Here is a 25,118-nt window from a genome sequence, read left to right on the forward strand (position 1 = left end):
GTCTGTTGTCACTCGGCCACTTTCGGTTTGCGGCGACGGGGGCGACGACGGTTGCGGCTGTTGCTGCTGCGCTTCTCGCCATCGTGGCTACGGGCCTCGCCGCGCTCACCGCTGGCCGGGCGACGGGTCGCTTCACGCTGCAATTGCGGGCGCACATCCGGATTGGAGGCAACATAGCGCTCCCACCAGCTGGCCAGCTCGCCGAGACCGCGCTCGACCCGGTTGCGCAGCAACAGGAAGTCGAACGCCGCGCGGAACTTGGGATGCTCCATGGCGCGCTCGGGGTGCTTGCCCTGACGACGGGTCAGCCGCTGTTGCAGTGCCCAGATGTCGCGGACATCGGTGGTGAAACGGCGGGGAACGGCGATGATCCGCACCTGATTGTCCAGCACCTCGTTGATCGCCAGCATGAAGGCGTCATACCAGGGCAGGCCGCTCTCGTTCTCCAGCACCCGACCACGGGCCTCAACGCAGCCCCACAGCAAGGTGGCGTAGAGGAAGGCGGGGGTGACGCGCTTCTCTTCGCGGACGCGGGTGTCGGTATCGATCAGTGCCTGCTCGATAAACTGCTCGTAGGGCGAGTTGCCGTGCGGGGTAAACAGCGCAGCCACTTGCGGGAAGAGCTGCTGGAACAGACCATACTCGCGCAGCAACTTGTAGGTCGCCAGGCCGTCGCCAGCCAGGAACAGCTTGAGGGTCTCCTCAAACAGGCGGGCCGCAGGGATGTCTTGCAACAGTGGCGCCAGCTCCTTGATAGGGGCGGCGGTACGCGGACTGATGGTCATATCCAGCTTGGCGGCGAAGCGCACGGCGCGCAGCATCCGCACCGGATCTTCACGATAACGGGTCTCGGGATCACCGATCAGCTCAAGCTTGCGCTCGGCCAGATCTTCCAGACCCCCTTCGAAATCGTGCAGGGTGAAATCTTTGGCGCTGTAGTAGAGGGCGTTGACGGTAAAGTCGCGGCGCTCGGCATCCTCTTCGATGGTGCCGTAGACGTTGTCGCGCAGCAGCATCCCTTCATCAGACTGTGCCGACACATGTTTGCTGGTATTGACCTGATGGTGGTGACCCCGGAAGGTGGCCACTTCGATCACGTCACGACCAAAGACAATGTGGGCCAGGCGGAAACGACGGCCAATCAGGCGGCAGTTGCTGAACAGCGCCTTGATCTGCTCCGGCGTCGCATCGGTTGCGATGTCGAAATCCTTGGGCGTCTTCCCGAGCAGCAGATCCCGGACTCCGCCGCCGACCAGGTAGGCCTCATAGCCCCCTTTGTTCAGGCGATAGAGCACCTTGAGTGCATTCTCGCTGATCTCTTTGCGCGAAATAGGGTGCTGATCACGGCTTAAGGTACGACGTTGACCGGCGACACGGGCTGGAATGGGGGATTCCACCGACTGCTCGCCGTCTTCCTTGCCGAGCACCTTGCGGCAAAAGTTTGCGATCTGGGAAAAAATGGTACACCTCTTCATGACTTCTAAATTGACGGGAGGCCAAAAAATAGCGGCCTATCATAGCTCACGCCTAACCAAATGAAAAACCGTGCTGACAATTGATCCCGCATGAAACCGTCCGCCAGCGAAAATAGCGGTCAATCAAACAAAAATAACCTGGTCGACTCAGCAATCCGCGAGCGGGATCTTCTCGCTGGCGGGCACCCGTTCTAGCTGCCAGTTGGCGATGCCCCACTCGATGATCTCGTCGATTCGGCTCGCCATCAGCTCGGGCGGCGGGCACTGGCCGAGGAAGTGCAGCGCCTGCCACAAGGCTGGTCGCACCTCATCGAGCGCCAGCGCCAGCGCCGGCGCATGGTTCTGCTTGGAGAGCTTGTTGCCATCTGCCAGCACCGCCAGCGGCAAATGCACCCAGTCCGGCACCGCTGCACCCAAGGTCTGGTAGAGGGCAATCTGGCGCACAGTGGGTTCGAGCAGATCGGCGCCGCGCACTATCTCGGTGATGCCGCTGTCCATATCATCCACCACCACCGCCAGGTTGTAGGCATAGAGCCCGTCGCGGCGGCGGATAATAAAATCCTCCTCGGCGAGCGCCGCCGGGACCGCGATATGGCCCTGCAAGCGATCATCGAAGTGGTAGACCGGATGGTGCTGGCGCAGCCGGGCCGCGCAACCTTCGGCCGCAAGCCCCAGCGTGCGGCAGTGGCCGCTGTAGAGACCGCCCGCGGCCATAATTTCGCGCCGGGTGCAACGGCACCAGTAGAGCTCCCCCGCCCGATAGAGCTGGTCGATGATCTCGTCATAACGGCCGTGGCGCGCGCTCTGGAACATCACCTCCCCATCCCACTCGAGGCCATATGCCTCAAGAGTCTTGAGGATCAGGTTCGCTGCCCCTGCCATTTCCCGCGGCGGATCGATATCTTCGATGCGCACCAGCCAACGTCCCTGCTGCGCTCTGGCCTGCAAAAAGCTGCCGAGGGCGGCGATCAGCGAACCGAAATGAAGCGGGCCTGACGGTGAAGGGGCAAAGCGGCCCACATAGGGACGCACAAGGGGTGAGGACGGGGGATTCACTGGCATGACTGTTCGGGTAAGCGATTCATTGAGGCTGCATTCTGGGACGACCCGTCCAAAAGCTCAATAAAAAAGGGAGCCCGCAAGCTCCCTTTTTCATATTGCAGCGGGTCGGGATCAACCGGCCATCTGCTTTTCCTTGATCTCGGCCAGCGTCTTGCAGTCGACACAGAGGTCGGCAGTCGGACGGGCTTCCAGACGACGGATACCGATTTCGATACCGCAATGCTCGCAGTAACCGAAGTCGTCATCTTCCAGCAGCTGCAAGGTCTTCTCGATCTTCTTGATCAGCTTGCGTTCACGGTCGCGGGTACGCAGTTCAAGAGCGAACTCTTCTTCTTGCGCGGCACGATCCACGGGATCCGGGAAGTTGGCAGCCTCGTCTTTCATATGGTCGACGGTACGATCAACTTCCTGCATCAGTTGGTTGCGCCAGGCACCCAGGATCTTGCGAAAATGCGCCTTTTGTTGGTCATTCATGTACTCCTCACCCGGCTTTTCCTGGTAAGGCGCGACACCCGCAATGGCCAGGGGGCCCAGAGATTTCCTGTTTTCGCCTGTTGGCATGCCCTGTCTCCTAATTCAGCACGCTACCCGTGCCATCCATAAATTGAGGGCGACATCTATAGCAGAAGGGTAACGGGTAAGCAAACGAGCCGTACCAATAATGTTACCCACTCCAATATTTATGCACTCCCCTCGGGTAACAGGTGACCAGATTCAAACGGGATAAACCCTTGAGCCACCATGCCTTGCACCCCAACATGGGGCCGATAGCATAAAATTTCAACCCCCGCCGCGATTGCCTGCTCAATTAGCAGACTATAGTGCGGATCTATATGGGTTGCAGGGCGCATCCGGCTTATTCCGGAGTGCAACACCATAAAGAGCAGCACGGCCCTGTGGCCCGCCGCTTTCATCGCCATCAACTCGCGCAAATGCTTGGCACCACGGGCGGTGACCGCATCGGGGAAGTAGCCCATACCAGCCTCCTCCCGCTCGTCGAGCAGGGTGACCGATTTTACCTCGATGTAACAATTGCCCTTCTCATCATCTTCCAGCAACAGATCGATGCGACTGTTCTCTTCGCCATACTTCACCTCGGTGCGCAACCGGCTGTAACCCGCCAGCGGAGCCATGGCCTCCTGCTCGATAAGCTCCCGGGCGATCTGGTTGGCGCGCGCCGTGTTGACGCAGATAAAGTGGCCCGCCGGGCTCTCGGCGATCTCCCAGCTGTTGGGCAGCTTGCGCTTGGGGTTGTCGGAGGTGGAGTACCAGACCCGGGTGCCCGGTTCGGCGCAACCGGTCATGGCACCGGTGTTGGCGCAGTGGATGGTGATGACCTCGCCGTTATCGAGTTGTACATCGGTCAAAAAGCGCTTGTAGCGGGCCACCAGCTGGCCCGATTGCAGGGGGGGATCAAAGATCACGGGTTAGCCCTCCGCGCATCTTCTTTTACCCGGGCACGCAGCGGCCAGCAGGCAAGCGGCTCGTAGCGCACCCCGTCCGGAGTCGAGATGGATTGATAGAGGCAGAACTCATCGGCCTGCAGCAGAAAATTTGGGGCAGGCAGGATGGCAGGCGCCTCACCCGCCTTGCGCGACAGGGTGACATGGGGGCGATAACCCTGCTCGCCATTGCCAAGACGCAACTTCTCACCGTGGCGGCGCAGCGCCTTTGCCAGCACGGTCAGCTCGTTGGGCCACTCCTTAGGGCCAATCCAGGCAGCCTTGGCCCGGCTGAACCAGCCGGTCTCATCCAGCCTGATGGAGAGCGGCGGACAGTGCTGACGCTCCACGGCGGCGATCAGGCGGCGGGTGGTCAACTCGTCCGCCTCCCCCAGAAAGGCGAGGGTCAGATGAAGGTTGGCTTGCGGCACCAGCTGACCGGGCCAGGGCAGCTGATCGCGCCAGGCGATGAGCTCGGGAGCGAGCTCCTTGACGGGCAGGGCAAAGAAGAGTTTGGCCATGTGGTGATAATGCCTTTTTCACGCTCATTGGATGGGCCCATTCTATGGCAGCTATCCGGCCATGTCTCGCCAGCCTCCCGCCCGAGTGGCCATATCCGCACATCCACTCACGGTGGCGCGGGCGGCTGTGGCAGAATAGGCGCCGTTTTACCGGTTGCCACAGAAGGTGCTCATCGCTTTGTCCCAGCTCCCCATCGTTTCGGTATTGCCCGAACTCTTTGCCGCCCTCGACAGCCACACCAGCGTGATCCTGCAGGCGCCACCCGGCGCGGGCAAATCGACCCTGCTGCCGCTGGAGCTGGTGCGTCAGAACCGGCTGCCCGGCCGCATCATCATGCTGGAGCCAAGGCGCCTTGCGGCGCGCAATATCGCCACTTTTCTGGCGCGCCAACTGGGGGAGAAGGTGGGCGAGCGCATCGGCCTGCGAGTGCGTGGCGAGAGCCGCACCAGCTCAACGACCCGGCTAGAGATCGTCACCGAAGGGGTGCTGACCCGGATGTTGCAGCAGGACCCTGAGCTGAATAGCGTCTCGCTGGTCATCTTCGATGAGTTCCACGAACGCAGTCTGCACGCCGATACCGCGCTGGCCTTCGCTATCGAGAGCCAGCAGGGATTGCGCGATGACCTCAAGCTGCTGGTGATGTCCGCTACCCTGGATGGCATGGCACTCGAGACCTTGCTGCCGGATGCCCCTGTGGTTCGCTCCGAAGGGCGCGGCTTTCCCATCGACTACCACTACCGCCCCGCCAACCGCCAGCAGTGGCTGGAGCCGCAGGTCGGCGCCGTGGTGCTCGAAGCGCTGGCCGAGCAAGATGGCAGCCTGCTGGTCTTTCTGCCGGGACAGGGGGAGATCGAGCGGTTGGCGCAATGGTTGGCAGACAAACTGCCGGACGACGTGACCCTCGCCCCCCTCTACGGCCGCCTCGATATGGCGGCGCAGCAGGCGGCCATCGAACCGGCGCCTGCGGGCCGCCGTAAGCTGGTGCTCACCACCAATGTGGCGGAGACCTCCCTCACCATCGAGGGGGTCTCGGTGGTGATCGACAGCGGGCTGGAGCGACGGGCTTCCTTTGATCTGAAAAGCGGTGTCACCCGGCTGGAAACCCGCCAGATAGCCAAATCCTCCGCCACCCAGCGGGCCGGTCGCGCCGGTCGCCTCGGCCCCGGCGTCTGCTACCGGCTCTGGAGCAACGAAGTGCAGGAGCGGCTCGCCGAGCAGAGCCCACCAGATATTCTCACTCAGGAGCTGACCGGTCTGCTGCTGGACGCCGCCCAGTGGGGGGCCAAGGTGGAAGATCTACCGCTGCTGGACATGCCCCCCGCCGCTGCGGTGGCCAGTGCCCAGCGGCTGCTGGTGGCCCTTGGCGCCATGAAGCCTGAGGGTGAGCAACAACTCACTCCCGCTGGCCGCGCCATGGCCGCCTTCGGTACCCATCCCCGGCTCGCCCGCATGCTGCTGCGCGCCCGCGAGCTGGAAGCTGAAGGTCTGACAGGGATTGTCGCCGATGCAGCTTATCTGGTGGCGTTGCAGGAAGAAGATCTGCGAGGATCGGAGCGCCTCTCTGTGCTGTTCCACCGCCGTCAAAACGCTCTGCGTCAGGGGGCGGCCCGCTGGTTTGAACGGCTTGGCGTGCGCCCTGCCACTGCGCAGGGTCAGTGGCTAGGGCTGCTCTGTGCCCTCGCCTGGCCGGATCGCATCGGCAAACTGCGTAGCGGCAGTCGCTATCAACTCAGTGGTGGGGTGAGCTGCGATCTGGTAGAAGGTCATCCCTGTCAGGGACAAGCCGCCCTCATCGCCATTGAGATGGGGCAAAACGATCGCGGCAGCCGCATCTTTATTGCCGAACCGGTCGATCTGGACGAGCTGGTACGCCTGCTGCCGGAACTGGTGAGCGAACGGCAGTGGTTCGACTGGGATGAACGTGAAGAGCGGGTGCGCGCCGAACGCCAGCAGGTGATCGGCGAACTGGTGCTGAGCCAGCGACCGCTGACCGAACTCTCTGACGAGCAGAAAGGGCGCTGCCTGCTGCAAGGCATTCGCCGCAAGGGGCTGCATGTGCTGCCTTGGGACGAGAGCAGCGAAGGGCTGCTGGCCCGCCTGCGCTGCGCCCGCGACTGGCTGCCCGATGAGGGGTGGCCCGCGATGGATGACGAGAGTCTGCAGGCCACGCTGGAACAGTGGCTGCTACCAGCGGTGAGCGGCATGACCCGGCTGGAGCAGCTGAAGAGGCTCAATATGAGCGACATCCTGCGCCAATCCCTGCCCTGGCCGTTGCCCAAACGGCTGGACGAGGCACTGCCGAGCCACTTTGCGGCACCGACCGGCAGCCGGGTGCGGATCCGCTATCAGCCAGGGCAGGCACCGGTGATCCCGGTACGTATTCAGGAGATGTTCGGGCAAGGTTCGACCCCCTGCGTGGCCGATGGCCGGGTACCGCTGGTGGTGGAGCTGCTCTCCCCCGCCCAGCGGCCGCTGCAGATCACCGCCGATCTGGCCGCCTTCTGGGCAGGCTCCTACGAACAGGTGAAAAAAGAGATGAAGGGGCGCTATCCCCGCCACTACTGGCCGGATAATCCGCTGGAGGCGATGCCGACCAAGGTCACCAAGAAGAAGATGGGCATCTAGGTTCGATGGGTTAATCCCGCTCGGACGTTCGCGAATGCGACATAACAAGTAGAAAGGAAAGCAAAGAGGATTTATGGCAACCCAACGACGCAAGCGTGCCCCCAAGAAGGCAGCGCCCAAACGCACCATCTGGCGCAAGCTGTTCTGGCTTGGCTTCAAGCTCTCCCTGGTGGTGGCGGCCTTTATGGTGGTGTTTGGCATCTACCTCGATACCAAGGTGCGCGAGCGCTTCGATGGCGAGAAGTGGCAGCTGCCGGTGATGGTCTACAGCCGTCCGCTGGAGCTCTACCCCAGCCAGCGCCTGTCGCGGGACCAGATGCTGCGCGAGCTCAACATGCTGAGCTACAAGCAGGTGCGCCAGCCTCACACGCCGGGTGAATACACCATCAACGGCAACCGCATCGAGCTTATTCGCCGTCCGTTCGAGTTCTATGATGGCGCCGATGGAGCCCGTGGCCTGCGCCTCACCTTCAACGGCCCGCGCCTTGAGGGGATCCAGTCGCTGGAGAACCAGCGCCAGCTCGGTTACGCCCAGATGGACCCGGTGCTGCTCGATCGCCTCAATACCGAGGATCGGGAAGATCGCCTGCTGGTTCGCCTCAGCGAGGTACCCGACAGCCTGCTGGTGACCCTGCTCACCACCGAAGATCGCGACTTTTACCAGCATGGCGGCGTCTCGCCGGTGGCCATCATGCGGGCCATGTTCGCCAACCTGATCGCAGGTCGCACCGTGCAGGGAGGCAGTACCCTGACCCAGCAGCTGGCCAAGAACTTCTTCCTGACCCGTGAACGCAGTCTGTGGCGCAAACTGCAGGAAGCCTACATGGCAGTGCTGATCGACTATCGCTACAGCAAGGACGAGATCCTCGAGTCCTACCTCAACGAGGTCTATCTGGGGCAGAACTTCTCGCAAGGGGTCTACGGTTTCGGCCTCGCCTCCTACTTCTACTTCGGCATTCCGGTCAACGAGCTGGATATCGATCAGGTCGCCCTGCTGGTCGGTCTGGTGAAGGGCCCCTCCTATTACGACCCCTGGCGCTTCCCGGAGCGGGCCAAGACTCGCCGGGATCTGGTGCTGAAGCTGCTAATGGATCACGGCAGCCTGACCCAGGCCGAATATGAGCTGGCCAGCCGTCAGCCCCTCGGCATCATCGCCCGTGGCCAGATGAGTTATGGCCGCACTCCGGCCTTTATGGGACTGCTCAAGCGAGAGATCCAGAGCCGCTTCGGCGCCGATCTGCTCAAGCAGTCTGGCCTCAAGATCTTCACCAGCCTCGACCCCATCGCCCAGCATGCCGCCGAGCAGGCCGTCTCTTCCGGGCTTGCCCAGATCGAGAAACAGCGCGGCAAGAAAAAGTTGGAGGCGGCCATGGTGGTCTCCGACTGGCATAAGGGCGAAGTGGTGGCGCTGGTGGGTGGCCGCGATCCCCGTTACGCCGGGTTCAACCGGGCGCTGGATGCCCGCCGCCAGATCGGCTCACTGGTGAAACCGGCTGTCTACCTCACCGCCCTCTCCAATGGGCTGACCCTGGCGACCCCGCTCAAAGATCAGCCGATCCGCATTCGTGGTCAGGATGGTCAGGTCTGGACGCCGCAAAACTACGATCGCAAGTTCCGCCAGAGCGTACCGCTGATGGATGCGCTGGCCGGCTCCCTCAACGTGCCGACTGTCAATCTGGGTCTGCAGGTGGGGCTGGAGAAGGTAGTCGACACACTGCACAAGCTGGGGGTGCAGCAGGAGATCCAACCTTATCCATCGCTGGTGCTGGGGGCGGTGGCCCTCTCGCCGATGGAGGTGAACCAGATGTATCTGCCCATCGCCAATCAGGGGCTGACCCAGCCGCTGTCGGCCATTCGTGCCGTGGTCAAGGGGGATGGCAGCCTGCTCTATCAGCATGATCAGACCGCCAAACGGGTCACCGACAGTCAGGCAAGCTGGCTGACCCTGTTCGCCATGACCAAGACGGTGAGCCAGGGCACGGCCCGCGCGCTCAGTGCCAAGTTCCCCGGCGCTACCATGGCGGCCAAGACAGGCACCACCAACGAGCTGCGCGACTCCTGGTTTACCGGGATGGACAACAACGAGCTGGTCAGTATCTGGGTCGGTCGCGACGACAACACCCCGGCAGGATTGACCGGCGCCAGCGGGGCACTGCAGCTCTTTAGCGGCTACATGAGCCAGCGCGGCGTCAACAGCCTGAGCCTGCAGATGCCGGAGGGGGTCACCTGGGCCAACTTCTCCCGTGCCAGCGGCACCCGCGTCACCAGCGACTGCCCGGGCAGCCTGCAGGTTCCGGCCAAAACTTCGACTATGGGCTCCCCGACCAGCTGCGCCAGCAGTACGACACCACGCAGTGCACTGGATGACTGGTTCGGCGGTTTCTTCAACTAGATCAACAACACGGGCAGCGCAGGCTGCCCGTTCACTATGCTGCTGACAAGGAAACACCATGACCTTTCCGCTGTTTGACGCCATCCACCATGTGGCCATCATCGCCAGCGACTACCAACGCTCGCGCCACTTCTATCACGAGGTGCTGGGGCTGCCCATCATTGCGGAGACCCTGCGCGAGGCGCGCCAGTCGTGGAAACTGGATCTGGCCCTGCCAGACGGCAGCCAGCTTGAGCTGTTCAGCTTCCCCTCGTCCCCCGAGCGCCCCTCCCGCCCCGAGGCATGCGGCCTGCGCCATCTCGCTTTTCGGGTCAGCGACCTCGACCGGGTCATCACCCATCTGCATGCTCATCAAGTCGATGTTGAGCCGGTGCGGGTGGACGAGCTGACCGACAAGCGCTTCACCTTCTTCGCCGACCCGGATGGTCTGCCGCTGGAGCTCTACGAAGCGCCGTGCTGAGCCTGCATCGGCCAAACAAAAAGCCGCCCGGCGAACCGGGCGGCTTGGTCATTGATAAAGCGTTATCAGGCGGTGGTCAGCATGGCGACGGCCAGCGCCATCACCATCATTCCTGCCCAGCCGATGGGCTTGAGTCGCTCACGGAAGATGAGCAAACCACCGAGGGCTGTACCCAGAATACCGATGGCGCCCCAGGTGGCATAGGCCACAGCAAGATCAACCTTGCCACTGCTCACCGCTTCGGAGAGCAGGGTAAAGGCACCCAATACCAGCATAATTCCCAGCATTCCCCACCCTTTATAGCGGAATCCCCGCGAGTGGTTGATCGCCATATTGGCGCCGATATCCAGCAGTGCGGCGCCAAACACGATAATTAACGGGTGCATACCGCCTCCTTCGCATGACTCGTATCACTTCCTGTCACCGGGTCGTCATGGGTTTCCCCCATGGTCACCATAACAATACCCACTATTGCCAGCGCAAGACCGATCAGCTCCTGAACGTTCAGGTTGTAATCGAGAAACAACACGGAGACGACGGTGATCAGTGCAATCCCCAGACCCTCCCATAATGCGAACGCAATACCAATGGAGATTGTTTTGGCGGCTTTGGCCAGTAACAGGTAAGAGATCGAGATCAGAACCCACATCGGCAGGTAGTTCATCCATCCCGCTGCATCCTCTGGGATCATCGCCATACTGGATGTCCCCGCTACTTCGGTGAGGATGGCCCCCGTCAAAAATATGCGCGCTAAAAGCATGCGACTGATTAACATAGAATTTTCCTTCTGTTGCTGCGACGGTAGAGATGATAGCCGCAGTCACGGCAGGGGCAGGAATCGCTGAGCGTCGAGTTATCAGACGCTGACGGTTTGCCTTGCTATCAGAGGTCGGGCTAAGGTGGTGCTAGATCCCTCCTTATTGCACATCATCATGAAGCTCTATCAGATAGAACTCTTCGTAGAGTCCGCAAACAGTGGCTCTCTTGCCAACACCGCCAGGCGACTTGGCAAAAGCCGCAGCGCCGTCAGCACATCCATCGCCTCTCTTGAAGTGGAGCTTGGCGTCGAACTTTTTGAACGCGGTGCCAATCAGAGTCGCTTGACCGACATCGGCGAGCTGGTACTGGATGACTGCAAGCGACTCCTGCAAGCGGCCAACAGCCTCAAGCTAAAGTGTGAACACTACGCCTCCGGCGCCGAGGTAGCACTGCGGGTTGCGCGCGATGACGCTATCCCGGAACAGGTGTGGCGCGAGATGCTGGCTGCCTTGCGCAGCCAGTTTCCCGGTACCAGTATCTCGCTGGTGCTCGCCTCCCCACCCGAACTGCCCGCACTGGTGGAAGAGGGCTTTGTCGATGCAGCATTTGGCCTCATCACCGAGGATCAGGAGCGCAGCGGCCTCAACATCGACGTGCTCAACCCCATTCGCACCCTGATGGTGGTAGCGCCCAGCCATCCACTGGCCGACCTGCGACGGGTGAAACAGCAGGATCTGACTGATCACACTCAGGTTACCCTCTCTTATATCGATGAATTTTCGGTAAAAAGCCTGTTGCCAGTAGGGGGCCAGCATATCGGCCTCTCCAGCTTCGAGTTGATGCGCAATGCGGTGCTGGACGGACTGGGTTGGGCGGTGCTCCCCTCGCCACTGATCCAGAGCCAGCTGCGACAAGGCACCCTGCTGACCCTGAAACACAAGTTCAGCCTGCAGTGGCGTGATTATGGTGTCTATCTGGCGGAAAACGCCTATCACGGCAAGGTGTTGGCCTGGTTGAAAAAGTCGATCCAGGGATATCTGGAGCCTTTCGAGTAGAGATAAAGAGGCGGAGCCAGCTCACGATATACACTTATCCTGATGATCCGAGCAGATGTGATCGTGCATACTGTCCACATACTCATTGAGCGCCGGAGGCGTAACCGATATGAGCAGTGCCCAAGACAAGGACGACATCTTGCTGGACGACGACATCATCGAACTCGATGAAGAAGAGGTCGTGATCCCCAAGGCACTCAACCCATGGCAAGTGCTGATCGTGGATGATGAGCCGGATATTCATCATGCTACACGCTTGGCCCTCTCCAATATTCACTACAAGTCGCGCCCGCTTGAATTGCTTAATGCCTACAGCGGCGCCGAAGCGGGTCGCATGCTGGAAGCCAATCCCAGAATTGCCCTGATCCTGCTCGATGTGGTGATGGAAACCGAAGATGCCGGTTTGCGGCTGGTTCACCGGATCCGCAACGAAATGCGCAACTCGCTGGTGAGGATCGTGCTCCGTACCGGCCAGCCCGGTCAGGCCCCCGAACAGCGGGTGATCCTCGATTACGACATCAACGACTACAAGACCAAGACCGAGCTGACGGTACAAAAACTCTACACCACCGTCATCGCCTCTCTGCGCTCATACGAAACCCTCAGCGCCATCGACAAGAGCCGGCAGGGGCTCGGCAAAATTCTGGAAGGGGCGGGCGATCTCTACCATCTTCATTCACTCAAGGAGTTTGCCTCCGGCGTGCTGAAACAGATCAGCGCCATTCTCGATGTGGGCACCGAAGGGGCTATCTGCGCCGAACGCCGCCCCGGCGAAGAGACGCTGGAGATCCTGGCTGCCACCGGCGACTACGAGACCCTGTTGGACGAGGGCAAGCTAACCGATTTTCCTACCCTCAACGACTCGGTCATGAAGGCATTGGCGGCACGCTGCAACCGCTTTGAACACCCTCAGGATTCCCTCTATATCGCCGCCCAGAATGGCCGCGAGTTCGTGTTGAGCTTTACCCCTACCCAACCCCTGGATCCCCTCGAGTGCGATCTGCTGGATGTCTTCTGCCAGCGCATCTCGGCGGCCTACGACAACCTCTATCTCTACAACCAGTTGCTGCGCGCCCAGGAGGCCACAGTGGTGGCGCTGGCGGCGCTGGCAGAGTTTCGCGACTCCGATACTGGCGAACATGTACTGCGGGTGCAAAAACTCTCCGACGCACTGGTGGAAGAGTTGCAGCAGATGGCAGTTTATCCGGAGCAACTGACCCCGGAGTTTGTCGAAATGATCGGCATGGCTTCCATCCTGCACGATGTGGGCAAGGTCGGTACCCCCGATCATATCCTGCACAAACCGGGCCGTTTCGACCCGGAAGAGCGGGCCATCATGGAGCAGCACGCAGGAATCGGCGCCAATATCTTGCACAAGGCGGGCGAGATGGTGGAGGGCACCAGCTACCTCTCTCTCGGCGCCGAAATCGCCCGGGGCCACCACGAGCACTTCGATGGCAAGGGCTACCCGCTGCAGCTGACTGGCCAGCAGATCCCGCTGTCGGCGAGGATAGTGGCGGTGGTCGATGTATTCGATGCCCTGCTCAGCAAACGCCCCTACAAGGAGCCCTGGACGCTGGCGCAGACCATGGAGTATATCCAGTCCCGCTCCGGCACCCAGTTTGATCCTCATGTCGTAACAGCACTGTCGCGACTGGTCAACGAGTCGAGACTCCCCTACTCGCTCTGACTCTCTGCACTTGCAACTCAACATCCCTTGCCGATGACCAAGGTCACCGGCAAGGCATCAAAACAGCTGTTTTGTTGCATCCTGCACGCATCAACGCGCCGCAAACCGGAAACATCACCCTTCTTTGGCTGCGATATCCGCTGAAATATGGTCATTTAACATCACATCGCTATAATATCGGCCTGCAATCCTGATACTAACAACGAAGGAAATATCATGAGCCTGAACCTGGTACCGGCCGGCAAGAGCCTGCCCGACGATATCTATGTCATCATCGAAATCCCGCAGAATGCCGACCCGATCAAATACGAAGTCGACAAGGACAGCGGCGCTATTTTCGTCGATCGCTTCATGTCTACCCCGATGTTCTATCCGTGCAACTACGGCTACGTGAACGCGACCCTCTCTCTGGATGGTGACCCCGTCGACGTACTGGTTCCGACCCCCTACCCGCTGCTGGCCGGTTCCGTCATTCGCTGCCGTCCGGTTGGCGTGCTGAAGATGACCGACGAATCTGGCGAAGATGCCAAGATCGTCGCTGTACCGCACTCCAAGCTGACCAAGCAGTACGACCACATCCAGGATGTGAACGATCTGCCGGAACTGCTGAAAGCCCAGATCCAGCACTTCTTCGAGCGCTACAAAGAGCTGGAAGCGGGCAAATGGGTCAAGGTGGAAGGCTGGGGCGACAAGGCTGCTGCCGAAGCCGAGATCAAGACCTCTGCCGAGCGTTATGCTGCCAAGTAAGCGTCCCCCGGAATGAGAAAGGCGCCTTATGGCGCCTTTTTTGTCGGTGTTTGCGGCAGCTGACCGGCCGCATCTCCGCTAGGATTGCCCTGAATGTATATTTCACGACCATCTTTCTGGTAGGGACGATAGTAATCACCGCCACAGCGATAGCCACCGCCCGGCTGGCTCATCAGTTCACAGTTGACCGGCAACACCTCCAGCCACTTGATGGCCTGCTGGTAGCGCAGCCACTCCTGCCATTCGTGTTCGCGCGCCAACTGATCGCGTAGGGCAAAGGTATCCGCAATGGACATCCCCTTGTTGACGATCACCTGACCCGCCATGGCTGGCAGGCTGAGCAGCCCAAACAGCACTATGATCCAAGGCTTCATATGCCCTCCCGAGTGACTTATTTTCACAATTAAATTAAAAGTCACATCAATCTGTTATACAGCTCACAAAACGAAACATCACCGAAGTGGTGCCGGCTCACCTAGTTGTTAATTATCGTCCACGGCAGGAAGCACCACCATGAAGCTGACCCCCGCGCTGTTGCTCAGCCTCACTCTCTGCACCACTCTTGGTGCTACAAGCAACGCCAGCGAAATCAACATGAGCTGGCAGTGGCAATCCACCGATGGCCAGCGCAAGCACTTCCAGCTGACCACCGACGATCAGGTGATGGCCGCCAGTCGCCACGAGATGAGCCTGCTGAAGGCCTCTCTCACCAATCCGCTGGAGACCCTTTACGCCTACATCAGCCCGCGGCTCTACAACAGCATCAACCTGATCAATCAGAGCAGCCCAGAGACCGCTACCAAATTTCGCAATCTGGAGCAGGCCTTCACCCTGCGGGACGACAGCATGGAGTCGCTGCTGTTCTGGCAAGCCTACCAGCAGTATCAGGAGGATGCCTTCTACCAGATGAGGGTGATCCCCTGCGTCCATCCGGCCAATCGCAAACTGCCTTGCGTGCGACCCGATTACTCCCAGCTCTTCTACCACTTCAAAGGGCATCTAAAGCCGTTGGCGCAGCAGTTTGCGGCCAAAGATCTCGCCACCAGCGTCAGCCTGCTGCAGGAGTGGCTAAACGCCATCCCCACCCAGCCGGAGCAGCTGAATCATTTCGCGCCGCCGCTGCAGGCGTTGCAGGATAACAAGGCCGACAGCGATGAGAAGGCGCTGCTGATGGCCAGTCTGCTGGCGGAGCTGGCGCCGCAATATGTGCTCAGCATCATCTATCCGGATATTAGCATCGGCAGCGTCTCCCCTGCCTGGCTGGCCATCACGGCAGACAGTGGCGTACCCGGAGATGTGGTGGTGATCAACAATCAGCGCCATGTGCTGCTGACTGGCTCGTCCCTGCTGGCCCAGCAGATGACCATGGCCAAGATCCCCCTCATCAGCGAGTCGCTCTACTGACGCAGACAGCTCAGACCAGCAGCCAATTCATTGATTTTTATCGATGTCATGCCATCCTAGCCGCCCTTGCCAGCCAACAACCTGACTGGCGGGGCGCCGACGCTTCTGAATTGCGATCTTATTTAACACTTTTTAAACAGATCCGATCAGTTTAGGATGAAGCTCGCCCATTCCCTCAATCCGAAACTCGTTATAACATAACAAATGGAGTGTCATCAGGATGAAACATCTCGTACTTACTTTGGCGCTGCTGCCATCTCTGGTCTTTGCTCACAACTTCAAGGATGGCAACCCGGTGCCGCTGGTCAATGTCAGTGACAAAGGCGAGCTGGTACTGAATGGCAAAGATATCGGCTACCAGCCGTGGCAGAGCACCTCGCTCACCGGCAAGGTGTTCCTGATCCAGCATATTGCCGGTCGCTCCAGTGCCAAGGAGCTGAACGCCCCGATGATCGAGGCGATCAAGGCCGCCAAATTGCCGCAAGACAAGTACCAGACCGTTACCGTCATCAACAGCAATGACGCCATCTGGGGCACTTCCGGCTTTGTGAAGAGCAGTGCCGAAGACAGCAAGAAAGAGTTCCCCTGGTCCGCCATGGTGCTGGATGCCAAGGGCATGGCGCGCAACGCCTGGGATCTGACGCCGGAAAGCTCGGCGATCATCCTGCTGGATAAAGAGGGCAAGGTGCTGTTTGCCAAAGATGGCCAGCTCGATGCCAACAACATTGCTACCGTGATGGGGCTCATCAAGTCCCATCTCTAAGTCAGAGAGAAAGGGCGCTGATGGCGCCCTTTCCATAAGGGTCTATGGGTCGTATCAAGCTGAAAATCTGGATCTTGCTGCTGGGCTGGTTATGGCTGCAGCCTGCCCTTGCCCGGCACCAGTTTGAATCCGTCCTGCCCGGCCACGACGACCATCACTGCCTGGTTTGCGCCCTCCATCTGGATGGCAAACAGGTCATCACCGCCACCCCCTATTGTTTCCCCGGTTCGACCTCTGTTCTGCCAGTCGTTGCAACCATGCAACGCTCGGCAGATACCGCCACGCTTCACAGCTATGCCATCCGTGCGCCGCCCGCCTCTGTTTTTATCTATCCCTTTGTTTAAGTTCACTATTTGTTTTGAAAAAAGGATTAAAGATGAAAGCAGTTACTCTGTTGCTGGCCGCTGCGGCCTTTGGCGCACACGCAAATCACGACGAACACGAGAGCCACAGCCACGGCGCCCACGAGCATGGCCACGGCCACCTCAATCTGGTGGTCGATGGCGACCAGTTGATGATCGAACTGCAGGCACCCGCAGCCGATCTGGTGGGCTTCGAGCACGCCGCCAAGAGCGATGAAGAGAAGGCGCAATATGCCAAAGCGGTCGCCCGCCTCCAGCAGCCTGACACCCTGTTCCGCTTCGACCCGGCCGCTGGCTGCAAACTGACCCAGCAGGAGCTGCAAGCAGCCAAAGAAGAGCATGATCACGACCATGACCATGACCATGACCATGACCATGACAAGGCTGCCAGCGACAAACATGAAGACCACCATGATCATGACGAAGCGGGTCACGCCGATATGGGCGCCATGTACACCTACACCTGCGCTACACCAGCCAAACTGACCGGTCTTGAGGCGACCCTGTTCAGCGTCTATCCGAGCCTTGAGAAGCTGAGCGTGCAGGGGATCCTGCCCACCGGCCAGACCGCTGGCGAGCTGTCCCCGTCCGCCAACAAGCTGAGCTGGTAACGCCATGAAAAAAGCCGTGGTTGAGATCCGCGATCTGGCCTTTGCCTGGCCAGGCGGCGACGCTGTACTCGATCTGCCCGCCCTCACTATCCGCGAGGGTGAGCGGGTCTTTATCAAGGGCCCGTCGGGCTCTGGCAAGTCGACCCTGCTCGGGTTGCTGGCCGGGATCCAGACCGCCAACCACGGCACCCTGGAGGTGCTGGGCCAACCATTGGCCCGGCTCTCTGGCCGTGCCCGTGACCACTTCCGGGCGGCCAATCTGGGTTATATCTTCCAGCAGTTCAATCTGCTGCCCTTTCTCTCGGTGCAGGACAACGTGACTGCGGCCCTCACCTTTTCGCCCGCCAAACGGGCCCGCCTGCAAGGGAGTCCGGAGCAGGAGGCGCGCCGTCTGCTGGCGGAGCTGCAACTGCCGGATGAGGCGCTGCATCGCCCCGTCCATGCCCTCAGCATCGGCCAGCAGCAGCGGGTTGCCGCCGCACGGGCGCTGATCGGCTCGCCGCCACTGGTGATCGCCGACGAGCCCACCTCGGCCCTCGACACCGACAACCGGGCCGCCTTTATCAAGCTGTTGTTCGAGGAGTGCGACAAGCAGGGCTCGACCCTGATCTTCGTCAGTCACGATCCTTACCTCGAACCCCTGTTCCCACGGGTGGAAAACCTGCAACAACTTAACCGGAGGGCTACGTGCTAAAGCTCGCCCTGCAAAGTCTCTGGGCCCGTCGCCTCACCGCCGGGCTCACCCTGCTGGCCGTTGCCATCAGCGTCACCCTGTTGCTCGGGGTGGAACGGGTGCGCACCCAGGCCCGTGAAAGCTTCTCCAACACCGTCTCGGGTACCGATCTCATCGTCGGCGCCCGCTCCGGTCAGGTGAACCTGCTGCTCTACTCGGTGTTTCGCATCGGCAACCCCACCAACAACGTGGGGTGGGACTCCTATCAGGCCATCAAACAGAAACCGGGCGTCGCCTGGACCATCCCGCTTTCCCTTGGTGACTCCCACAAGGGATTTAGGGTACTCGGCACCAATGGCGACTACTTCACTCACCTGAAGTACGGTCAGCAGCAGTCGCTGCAATTGCGGGAAGGGCGGCCATTCGACACGCCGTTTGAAGCGGTACTCGGTGCCCAGGTGGCCGAGAAGCTCGGCTATCACCTTGACCAATCCATCGTTATCGCCCACGGTGCTGGCAACACCTCGTTCAGCCAGCACGACAACCTGCCGTTCAAGGTGGTGGGCATTCTGGCACCAACCGGTACGCCCATCGATCGCACCATCCATGTGCCGCTGGCGGGGATCGAGGCGATCCATCTCGGTTGGGATACCGGTCGCCACAGCAAGAACGTGACACCGGAGCAGGCACTGGCGCAGGATCTCACCCCGAAAACCATCACCGCCTTTATGGTGGGGCTGAGCAACCGGATCCTGGCGTTCCAGCTGCAACGCAGCGTCAACACCTATCCCAAGGAGCCGCTGATGGCGATCCTGCCGGGGGCCGCCCTGCAGGAGCTGTGGAGCCTGATGAGCGTGGCGGAAACCGCGCTGTCGGTGATCGCCGGTTTTGTGGTGGTGGCGGGCCTGATCGGCATGCTGACTACCCTGCTGGCAGGGCTTAACGAGCGGCGCCGGGAGCTCGCTATTTTGCGATCCCTCGGTGCGGGCCCTGCCCATCTGTTCCTGCTGCTGGCGCTGGAGGCCATGGCGCTGACCACGGTCGGTATCGCCCTCGGGGTCGCCGTGCTCTATCTGGGGCAGGGGCTTGCCTCGCCCTGGCTGCTCAGCCACTATGGCCTGCAACTGAGTCTGGGGCTGCCGAGCACATACGAGTGGCAATTGCTGGGGGTAGTGTGGCTGGCAGGCATGGTGATTGGCCTGCTCCCTGCTGCCCGCGCTTACCGCTACAGCCTGAGCGATGGCATGAGCATTCGCGTCTAGCGAGACGCCCAAAAATATAAACAGAAGGACAGATGATGAAGTGGAAAATTGTGGCGCTGCTCGCCAGCCTGCTGGTGCTGCCCGCCCTGGCCGCCGATTACAAGACCATCGACTGGGATGTGCTCATCCCGGAAGGGGAAAAACTGCTGCCACCTCCGCAGGTGAACCACGATGGGGATCTCGCCTCCGTGCCGCAACCGGTGGGCGGGGTAAACAAGAAGCTGGACAACCAGGATGTGCGCATTCCGGGCTTCGTGGTGCCGCTGGAGGGGGATGCCAAGAAGATCACCGCCTTCCTGCTGGTGCCCTACTTCGGCGCCTGCATCCATGTACCGCCGCCCCCCACCAATCAGGTGATCTATGTGAGCTACCCCAAGGGTGCGCCGGTGGATGACCTGTGGGATGCCATCTGGGTGAAGGGCAAGATGCGCACGATCAGCTCCAGCCACGAGATGGCCACCGCCTCCTATTCGATGGAAGCGGTCGAGGTGAGCGTCTACGAGGAGTAATCCTCCCGTTGCAAAAAAAGCGGCCTCCACGGAGGCCGCTTTGTTATCTTGGCATCCCGGTTGGAGTAACATTCAGCTCCAGAACCTGTGCGAATGGAGTCAGCATGGCAGACCTCCCCCCCCCGAAAAAAGAGAGTTCGATCCTGAGCAGCCAGGAGCAGACCCTGCGTCTGGCCCGCAGTCGCGGCATCGACGGCATGCTCACCCGCAATACCGACAGCACCTTCGAACAGCGCGCCACCTTTCGCCATCTGGCGGATCAGGCTGCCCGCCAGCGCAATCTGGAAGCCATCATGGTGATGGCCTCCCGCCACTGCGAAGAGACCGCGGCTGGCGGCGAGATGGACAGCGACTGGCTGACCCGCTTCCTGCAACTGGCGGAAGATATCAGCATGGTGCCGATGCAGCAGCTGTGGGGGCGGATCTTCGCGCTGGAAGTCGCCACGCCGGGCCGCTTCTCCATCCGGGCGCTCGCCACCCTCAAAGAGATGACCCAGCGCGAGGCCCAGCTGTTCCAACGTATCTGCTCACTGACTTGCCACTACACCGGCAGCGACGAGCAGCGACTGCTGCTGGGGCTGCACAAGGGGGCCACCCTGCTGAGTCGTGCCAAGGCAACCCGCCTTGGCCTTGGCAAATACCGGCTGCCCTACAACGCCCTGCTGCAACTGTTTGAGCTGGGGCTGCTGCATCGCGCGGAGCTGGAGTCCGGCCCGCTGCCCGCCGATGGGGTCGAGCTGGAGTTCGGCAACCAGCGCTGGCAGCTGCAGTGCAAGCAGAACAACATCACCCTGCTCTACTACCGCCTCACCCCGGTGGGCAACGAGCTTGCCCAGCTGCTGCAAGAGTCGCCGCTGGAGGAGTACCTGCAAGATCTGAAAACCGTGCTGGTGCAGGGTATCCAGATTGAAGTGATGCAGCTCGTCAGCGCCCCCTCCTCACCCGCTCCCGACCCTCTCCCCTGATCTCTGGCGGGGCAGTGGATGCCCCGTCGGTTCGTGGCTCCTTCGCATCAAGCTGCTGACTCCAAGCTCATGGGCTTGACCAGAATAGGTTGCAAATTGCAGATGCCGCAGAGGCACACCCCGTCTGCTCAGTTGCATATTGCAAACAGCAACGATCTTTTCCTGCCAAAACGGCACTAATAACACATCAATCATTAGCTTTTGCCAGCTGGCCCGCCCTTTGCACACGTCTTGATGCAGATCAAAATTTAACCACCACAGCTCGGGAGCAAGGCCATGAGAATCAATCAACCGGTTACCCAAAGAGAACGTCTCTACCCAGACCACCAGAGCCTCATCTCCACCACGGATCTGGAGAGCCGCATCACCTACGCCAACGAGGAGTTCTGCGAGATTGCAGGCTTCCAGCTCGACGAGCTAGTGGGGGAACACCACAATCTGGTACGTCATCCTGACATGCCGAAACAGGCCTTTGCCGATCTGTGGAACCATATCCGCGAAGGCAAGAGCTGGATGGGGCCGGTGAAGAACCGCTGCAAGAGTGGCGATCACTACTGGGTCAGCGCCTTTGTCACCCCCATCAAGGATGCCAGTGGCCGGGTGGTGGAGTATCAGTCGGTGCGCACCGCCCCGAGCGAGGAGATCAAACAGCGGGCCGAGAAGGTCTATGCCGACCTGCGCAACAACAAGCTGCCGCTGGCGCTCAAGTTGCCCACCTTCTCCCATACCCTGGCCATCAACCTCTGTCTGCTGCTGAGCCTGCTCGCCATGTTTGCACTGGGCTACAGCCACGATATGAACTGGCAACTGGCGCTGGCCGCCCTGCCGCTGGCGATAGCGGCCATCACCCTGAATGCCCTCTCCCGTCGCCTCGGCAAGCTCAACAAGATGGCCCGCAGTCGCTTTGACAACCCGCTGATGCAGCTGCTCTACACCAACAAGGTGGACAACATCGCCGCCATCGAACTCTCGATGGTGATGAATCAGGCCGAGTTCAACGCCGTGCTGGCCCGCACCCAGCAGACTTGCAGCAAGATCCTGCAGGCCGCCGAGGGGGATCTGCGCAACGCCGAATCCATCACCGACAACCTGCAACAGCAGCAGGCCGAAACCAATCAGGTTGCGACCGCCGTGACCGAAATGTCGGAATCCATTCGCGAGGTGTCACAAAGCTCGACTGACTCCTCCAGCCTGCTGGATGAAACTGCCGTGCTGTTCAAGAGCGGCAACAGTAGCGTGGCCGAAACCGTGGCTGCCGTGGCGGGCATGAACAGTGAACTGATCACCTCCAAGAGCGTGATCAGTGCGCTGGTCGGCCACTGCCGCGATATCGACGGCATCCTCGATGTGATCAACAACATCGCCAACCAGACCAACCTGCTGGCCCTTAATGCCGCCATCGAAGCCGCCCGGGCCGGTGAAGCAGGCCGTGGCTTCTCGGTGGTAGCCGACGAGATCCGCTCGCTCGCCATCAAGACCCAATCCTCTACCAGCGAAATCCAGAAGATGATCACCGAACTGCAGAACAGCTCCGGTGAAGCAGAGCAGGCGATGGAGAAGGGTTGCCTGCTGGCGGACAGCTGCCAGCAGAAGGCATCGGCTACCGGCGCTATCCTGCAGCAAATCAACAGCATGCTGCAGCAGGTTGCCTCCGGCAGCAGCCAGATTGCCCACGCAGTACAAGAGCAATCCCACGTCACTGCCGAGATCAACCGCAACGTGCTCAGCATCAAGACCCTGGCCGATGACTCCAGCGTCGGCAGCCAGCACGCCGTCCACGGCATCACCCAGCTGGTGACCCAGCTGAGCGACCTCAACCGTCTGGTACGCCAGTTCCAGAAAGGGGCTCCGACAAGCCAGAGCCGCTACGAGATGCCAGCCGCCCGCGTGGTGCCGGTTCGCTAAGCCAGATAAAGACAAGCAATCAGCGCAGAAAAACCACATGGGCCCTTGGGCCCATGTGGTTTTTTAATGTCTGCCGACAAGCTGGCGACATACCCGCTTTCCCCTTCCGATTCCCCCCTGCGCTGATGGGCGGCCGCTCTGACACGAACACATCTCCACCAGTTATTGATTAATTTATTGATCTTGCTCAGGAAATGGCCCGCTTGCGCTTTTCACCCCAGCCCCGTTCGGTAACATAGCTGCCTGGCAACCTCTTGTCGGAGTCAGCCATGAGCCAAGCCAGTGCCAAAACGCAGGTAAAAAAGCAGCAGACTGGAGGCTGAAATTCAGGGGCGGTAGCGTGGTTTTTGCAGGTTGGCGCAGAGCGTATCGAGACCCAACAGACGAGCATGATCACCTCAACCAGAGCAGGATAAAGATGGATTGGGCCGGTCTGTAAAACAGATGTGCAGATACGTTTCGCGGTAAACGTTGGGCTTCACTTCGTTCAGCTCCAACCTACGATTTTTAGCCCAACATACGAGATCATTTTCAGCAAGAGCCATTTAATGTCAAAAAGCAAAACTTATAGTGACCCTAGATTTCACTATGAAATATGGAAAGGTCCATCTTCAGAATATGGGAAAAACCATAAATCAATTTTTTACGTTGAAAACCATAATGCTTCATGTGGGTATTCTGAACTTGCTATTGACTTTGGCATGGCCGCTGATGCATTAATTGAAAAATACCGTATTTCAGAGATTGAAAACTGGATTGCTCCAGTTGCTCACATATCGAGACAAGTTATTGAACTACATTTAAAAGCATTGATGCATTCAATAAATACTTTTGACAAAACCTTTGATACTGCGCCTCTTAATAGCCATAGTCTTGAAACGATATGGTTAGCTTGTAAAGATTGGCTCATCGGTAATGGTTACAAGCTTAATGATGATGCTCGCCTTGAAATGACAAACAATATTATTACTGCATATCATGAAATTGACCCTTCCGGAGACCTATTTCGTTTTGGCATATCTAGAAAAATCGCGTTCAATAAGCAGAAGAGCTATGACCGTGTAGGTATATTTTTAGAAAATTTTGAAAAGGAGTTCAAATCAGCACAATGCCTTCTTCGTCACTGGGAGGCAGTAGTATTTAGAGAGTGTGTCAAAATTGAAATGGGCTGGGAGAATGACCCATATTTTTATCCAGACAACTTCCCAAGAAACTCGTAATGCCCACATTGTTTAATACTCAGGGGCGGTAGCGTGGTTTTTGCAGATTGGCGCAGGGTGTAGCCCAGCCCACTAGGCGAGGGCGGTCAGGCCGACCAGCGCGGAATAAATATGGATTTAGTTGATCGGTAAAAAATGTTCAGATACGTTTCACGGTAAACGTTGGGCTTCACTTCGCTCAGCACCAACCTACGACTTTTAGCCCAACATACGAGATAAAAGAGGAAGTCAAGCAAACGCATTCAGCTTCAGAGGGAAGCATATATGGCATTTATTTTAAGTATAATTTCATAGCCTGTATTAGGGTGGAGCTAAGTTATATTGAAGGCGGTATTAATTTATTAGTGCCGCCTTCTATCTAATCACTACCTGAATTACATCATAAAAGGGAATTGAAATGGCAATAGATATTATTGAATGTACTGACTGGAATGATTTTAAAAACAAAATAATTTCAGACCTTTATGTCGAGGGCAGATTTAAAAAAGGAAAATACCTCTTTAGAGGTCAAGGTGGAGAGGATTGGTCATTAAGTTCCTCATTTGATCGTTGGTATCATGGAGAGCTAAAAAATAAAGTTGCAACAGCAAAAGAATTGTTAAATCAGTTCAAAATGGAATGTGAGCTTGAAGACTTACCTGATAATGTCAGAGATAATGACATAATGATGATGAGTTTAGGTCAGCATCATCACCTGCCAACTCGGCTGCTAGATTGGAGCGAAAGTCCTTATGTGTCAGCATTTTTCGCTTTTAGCTTGCATGTCAGGGCAACGGAGGAATCCAGTAATAAAGTTGCTATCTGGGTTTTAAATACAGAAGACCCTATCTGGAATCCAGAATTCGGCTGTGAAATTGTTAATGTACCATCATTTGGTAATGAGCGAATTAAAAATCAACACGGTAAGTTTACACACCTTAAAACACTTGAATCCTCTATTGAAGAGTATGTTGAACATTACCCTAATGAAGGTAGGTTAATAAAGTATGTGTTGCCAGCACGTGATGCTGTAAATGCATTGTCGGATCTAGACTCCATGGGAATTAATTTCGCTAGGATTTACCCCGGAATATATGGAAATGCAATGTCAGCTCAAATTAGAGTACTGGCGAAATTGTAACTCAAACCATTCTCTTAATTTGGAAAAAAACTCGCTACGCGGTTTTTATCGTTTAGCTTAGCCTTAATCAGCATTAGCCATAGGTATAGGAGCTT

At 58.8% G+C, this 25,118-nt stretch carries 25 protein-coding genes; 17 read left to right on the plus strand and 8 right to left on the minus strand.

Features of this window, described 5'->3' with window-relative positions; all coding sequences use genetic code 11:
* Positions 1-8: 8 nt before the first annotated feature.
* From pcnB to thpR, 5 genes are all read right to left on the minus strand, one after another.
* Complete coding sequence (gene pcnB / locus G5154_RS14980; RefSeq protein ID WP_421251170.1) at positions 9-1,475, minus strand: polynucleotide adenylyltransferase PcnB; 1,467 nt, start codon at positions 1,473-1,475, stop codon at positions 9-11.
* 147 nt (positions 1,476-1,622) lie between these two features.
* A complete protein-coding gene (gene gluQRS / locus G5154_RS14985; RefSeq protein WP_421251169.1) occupies positions 1,623-2,537 on the minus strand; it encodes a tRNA glutamyl-Q(34) synthetase GluQRS in 915 nt (304 codons plus the stop codon).
* Positions 2,538-2,648: 111 nt separating this feature from the next.
* Complete coding sequence (gene dksA, locus G5154_RS14990; RefSeq protein WP_005335644.1) at positions 2,649-3,098, minus strand: RNA polymerase-binding protein DksA; 450 nt, start codon at positions 3,096-3,098, stop codon at positions 2,649-2,651.
* Positions 3,099-3,217: 119 nt separating this feature from the next.
* A complete protein-coding gene (gene sfsA, locus G5154_RS14995) occupies positions 3,218-3,961 on the minus strand; it encodes a DNA/RNA nuclease SfsA (RefSeq protein ID WP_421251168.1) in 744 nt (247 codons plus the stop codon).
* On the minus strand, positions 3,958-4,500 hold the full coding sequence (thpR, locus tag G5154_RS15000; RefSeq protein ID WP_421251167.1) for an RNA 2',3'-cyclic phosphodiesterase: 543 nt from the start codon (positions 4,498-4,500) through the stop codon (positions 3,958-3,960). The genes sfsA and thpR overlap by 4 nt, the downstream gene beginning before the upstream one ends.
* Positions 4,501-4,678: 178 nt before the next feature.
* Between thpR and hrpB the strand changes: the two genes are divergently transcribed.
* The 3 genes from hrpB to G5154_RS15015 all read left to right on the plus strand — a co-directional run bounded on the left by hrpB (position 4,679) and on the right by G5154_RS15015 (position 9,978).
* On the plus strand, positions 4,679-7,126 hold the full coding sequence (hrpB, locus tag G5154_RS15005; protein ID WP_421251166.1) for an ATP-dependent helicase HrpB: 2,448 nt from the start codon (positions 4,679-4,681) through the stop codon (positions 7,124-7,126).
* A 73-nt stretch (positions 7,127-7,199) separates the two neighbouring features.
* The gene (gene mrcB / locus G5154_RS15010) at positions 7,200-9,518 is read left to right on the plus strand and encodes a penicillin-binding protein 1B (RefSeq protein WP_421212658.1); all 2,319 of its coding nucleotides are present in this window, start codon (positions 7,200-7,202) and stop codon (positions 9,516-9,518) included.
* A gap of 58 nt (positions 9,519-9,576) precedes the next feature.
* Positions 9,577-9,978: a VOC family protein gene (locus G5154_RS15015; protein ID WP_005343260.1), complete on the plus strand. Its 402-nt coding sequence runs from the start codon at positions 9,577-9,579 to the stop codon at positions 9,976-9,978.
* Between the two features lie 65 nt (positions 9,979-10,043).
* On the opposite strand, the gene G5154_RS15020 is transcribed toward G5154_RS15015, so the two are convergent.
* Positions 10,044-10,364 carry an SMR family transporter gene (locus G5154_RS15020; RefSeq protein WP_421263947.1) on the minus strand — a complete coding sequence of 107 codons (321 nt, stop codon included), beginning with the start codon at positions 10,362-10,364 and terminating at the stop codon, positions 10,044-10,046.
* Complete coding sequence (locus G5154_RS15025; RefSeq protein ID WP_337073484.1) at positions 10,352-10,753, minus strand: SMR family transporter; 402 nt, start codon at positions 10,751-10,753, stop codon at positions 10,352-10,354. The genes G5154_RS15020 and G5154_RS15025 overlap by 13 nt, the downstream gene beginning before the upstream one ends.
* A 157-nt stretch (positions 10,754-10,910) precedes the next feature.
* On the opposite strand from G5154_RS15025, the gene G5154_RS15030 reads away from it, so the two are divergent.
* The 3 genes from G5154_RS15030 (at position 10,911) to ppa (ending at position 14,229) form a co-directional block, all read left to right on the plus strand.
* Positions 10,911-11,792, plus strand: coding sequence for a LysR family transcriptional regulator (locus G5154_RS15030; RefSeq protein WP_236347269.1), 882 nt, complete (start codon positions 10,911-10,913; stop codon positions 11,790-11,792).
* Between the two features lie 109 nt (positions 11,793-11,901).
* The gene (locus tag G5154_RS15035) at positions 11,902-13,482 is read left to right on the plus strand and encodes a DUF3369 domain-containing protein (RefSeq protein ID WP_421251164.1); all 1,581 of its coding nucleotides are present in this window, start codon (positions 11,902-11,904) and stop codon (positions 13,480-13,482) included.
* 216 nt (positions 13,483-13,698) lie between these two features.
* Positions 13,699-14,229, plus strand: coding sequence for an inorganic diphosphatase (gene ppa / locus G5154_RS15040; protein WP_005335667.1), 531 nt, complete (start codon positions 13,699-13,701; stop codon positions 14,227-14,229).
* A 26-nt stretch (positions 14,230-14,255) separates the two neighbouring features.
* Here the strand turns inward: ppa and G5154_RS15045 are convergent, their stop codons facing one another.
* Positions 14,256-14,603, minus strand: a complete 348-nt coding sequence (locus tag G5154_RS15045) for a hypothetical protein (RefSeq protein ID WP_421251163.1) — start codon at positions 14,601-14,603, stop codon at positions 14,256-14,258.
* A 139-nt stretch (positions 14,604-14,742) separates the two neighbouring features.
* Between G5154_RS15045 and G5154_RS15050 the strand changes: the two genes are divergently transcribed.
* The 11 genes from G5154_RS15050 to G5154_RS15100 all read left to right on the plus strand — a co-directional run bounded on the left by G5154_RS15050 (position 14,743) and on the right by G5154_RS15100 (position 25,023).
* Entirely contained in the window at positions 14,743-15,633 is an 891-nt protein-coding gene (locus G5154_RS15050) for a hypothetical protein (protein ID WP_421251162.1), read from the plus strand.
* 220 nt (positions 15,634-15,853) lie between these two features.
* Positions 15,854-16,396, plus strand: a complete 543-nt coding sequence (locus G5154_RS15055; RefSeq protein ID WP_005343253.1) for a YtfJ family protein — start codon at positions 15,854-15,856, stop codon at positions 16,394-16,396.
* 44 nt (positions 16,397-16,440) lie between these two features.
* Positions 16,441-16,740, plus strand: a complete 300-nt coding sequence (locus G5154_RS15060) for a DUF2607 family protein (protein ID WP_040068278.1) — start codon at positions 16,441-16,443, stop codon at positions 16,738-16,740.
* A 32-nt stretch (positions 16,741-16,772) separates the two neighbouring features.
* Positions 16,773-17,369 (plus strand): DUF2796 domain-containing protein, encoded by a 597-nt coding sequence (locus G5154_RS15065; protein WP_421251161.1) that lies wholly within the window; start codon positions 16,773-16,775, stop codon positions 17,367-17,369.
* Between the two features lie 4 nt (positions 17,370-17,373).
* Positions 17,374-18,063 carry an ABC transporter ATP-binding protein gene (locus G5154_RS15070; protein ID WP_005354693.1) on the plus strand — a complete coding sequence of 230 codons (690 nt, stop codon included), beginning with the start codon at positions 17,374-17,376 and terminating at the stop codon, positions 18,061-18,063.
* Positions 18,057-19,304, plus strand: a complete 1,248-nt coding sequence (locus G5154_RS15075) for an ABC transporter permease (protein ID WP_043821722.1) — start codon at positions 18,057-18,059, stop codon at positions 19,302-19,304. Before G5154_RS15070 ends, G5154_RS15075 begins: the two co-directional genes overlap by 7 nt.
* A gap of 32 nt (positions 19,305-19,336) precedes the next feature.
* Positions 19,337-19,813, plus strand: a complete 477-nt coding sequence (locus G5154_RS15080) for a DUF3299 domain-containing protein (RefSeq protein WP_041234071.1) — start codon at positions 19,337-19,339, stop codon at positions 19,811-19,813.
* A gap of 104 nt (positions 19,814-19,917) precedes the next feature.
* Positions 19,918-20,778, plus strand: a complete 861-nt coding sequence (locus tag G5154_RS15085) for a TIGR03899 family protein (protein WP_227341389.1) — start codon at positions 19,918-19,920, stop codon at positions 20,776-20,778.
* A gap of 276 nt (positions 20,779-21,054) precedes the next feature.
* A complete protein-coding gene (locus G5154_RS15090; protein WP_227341390.1) occupies positions 21,055-22,683 on the plus strand; it encodes a methyl-accepting chemotaxis protein in 1,629 nt (542 codons plus the stop codon).
* Between the two features lie 548 nt (positions 22,684-23,231).
* On the plus strand, positions 23,232-23,903 hold the full coding sequence (locus tag G5154_RS15095) for a hypothetical protein (protein WP_227341391.1): 672 nt from the start codon (positions 23,232-23,234) through the stop codon (positions 23,901-23,903).
* 397 nt (positions 23,904-24,300) lie between these two features.
* Positions 24,301-25,023 carry an FRG domain-containing protein gene (locus G5154_RS15100; RefSeq protein WP_227341392.1) on the plus strand — a complete coding sequence of 241 codons (723 nt, stop codon included), beginning with the start codon at positions 24,301-24,303 and terminating at the stop codon, positions 25,021-25,023.
* Positions 25,024-25,118 lie beyond the last annotated feature (95 nt).

This window comes from Aeromonas sp. 600527 (genome assembly GCF_049175415.1).
GTDB lineage: Bacteria > Pseudomonadota > Gammaproteobacteria > Enterobacterales > Aeromonadaceae > Aeromonas > Aeromonas veronii_A.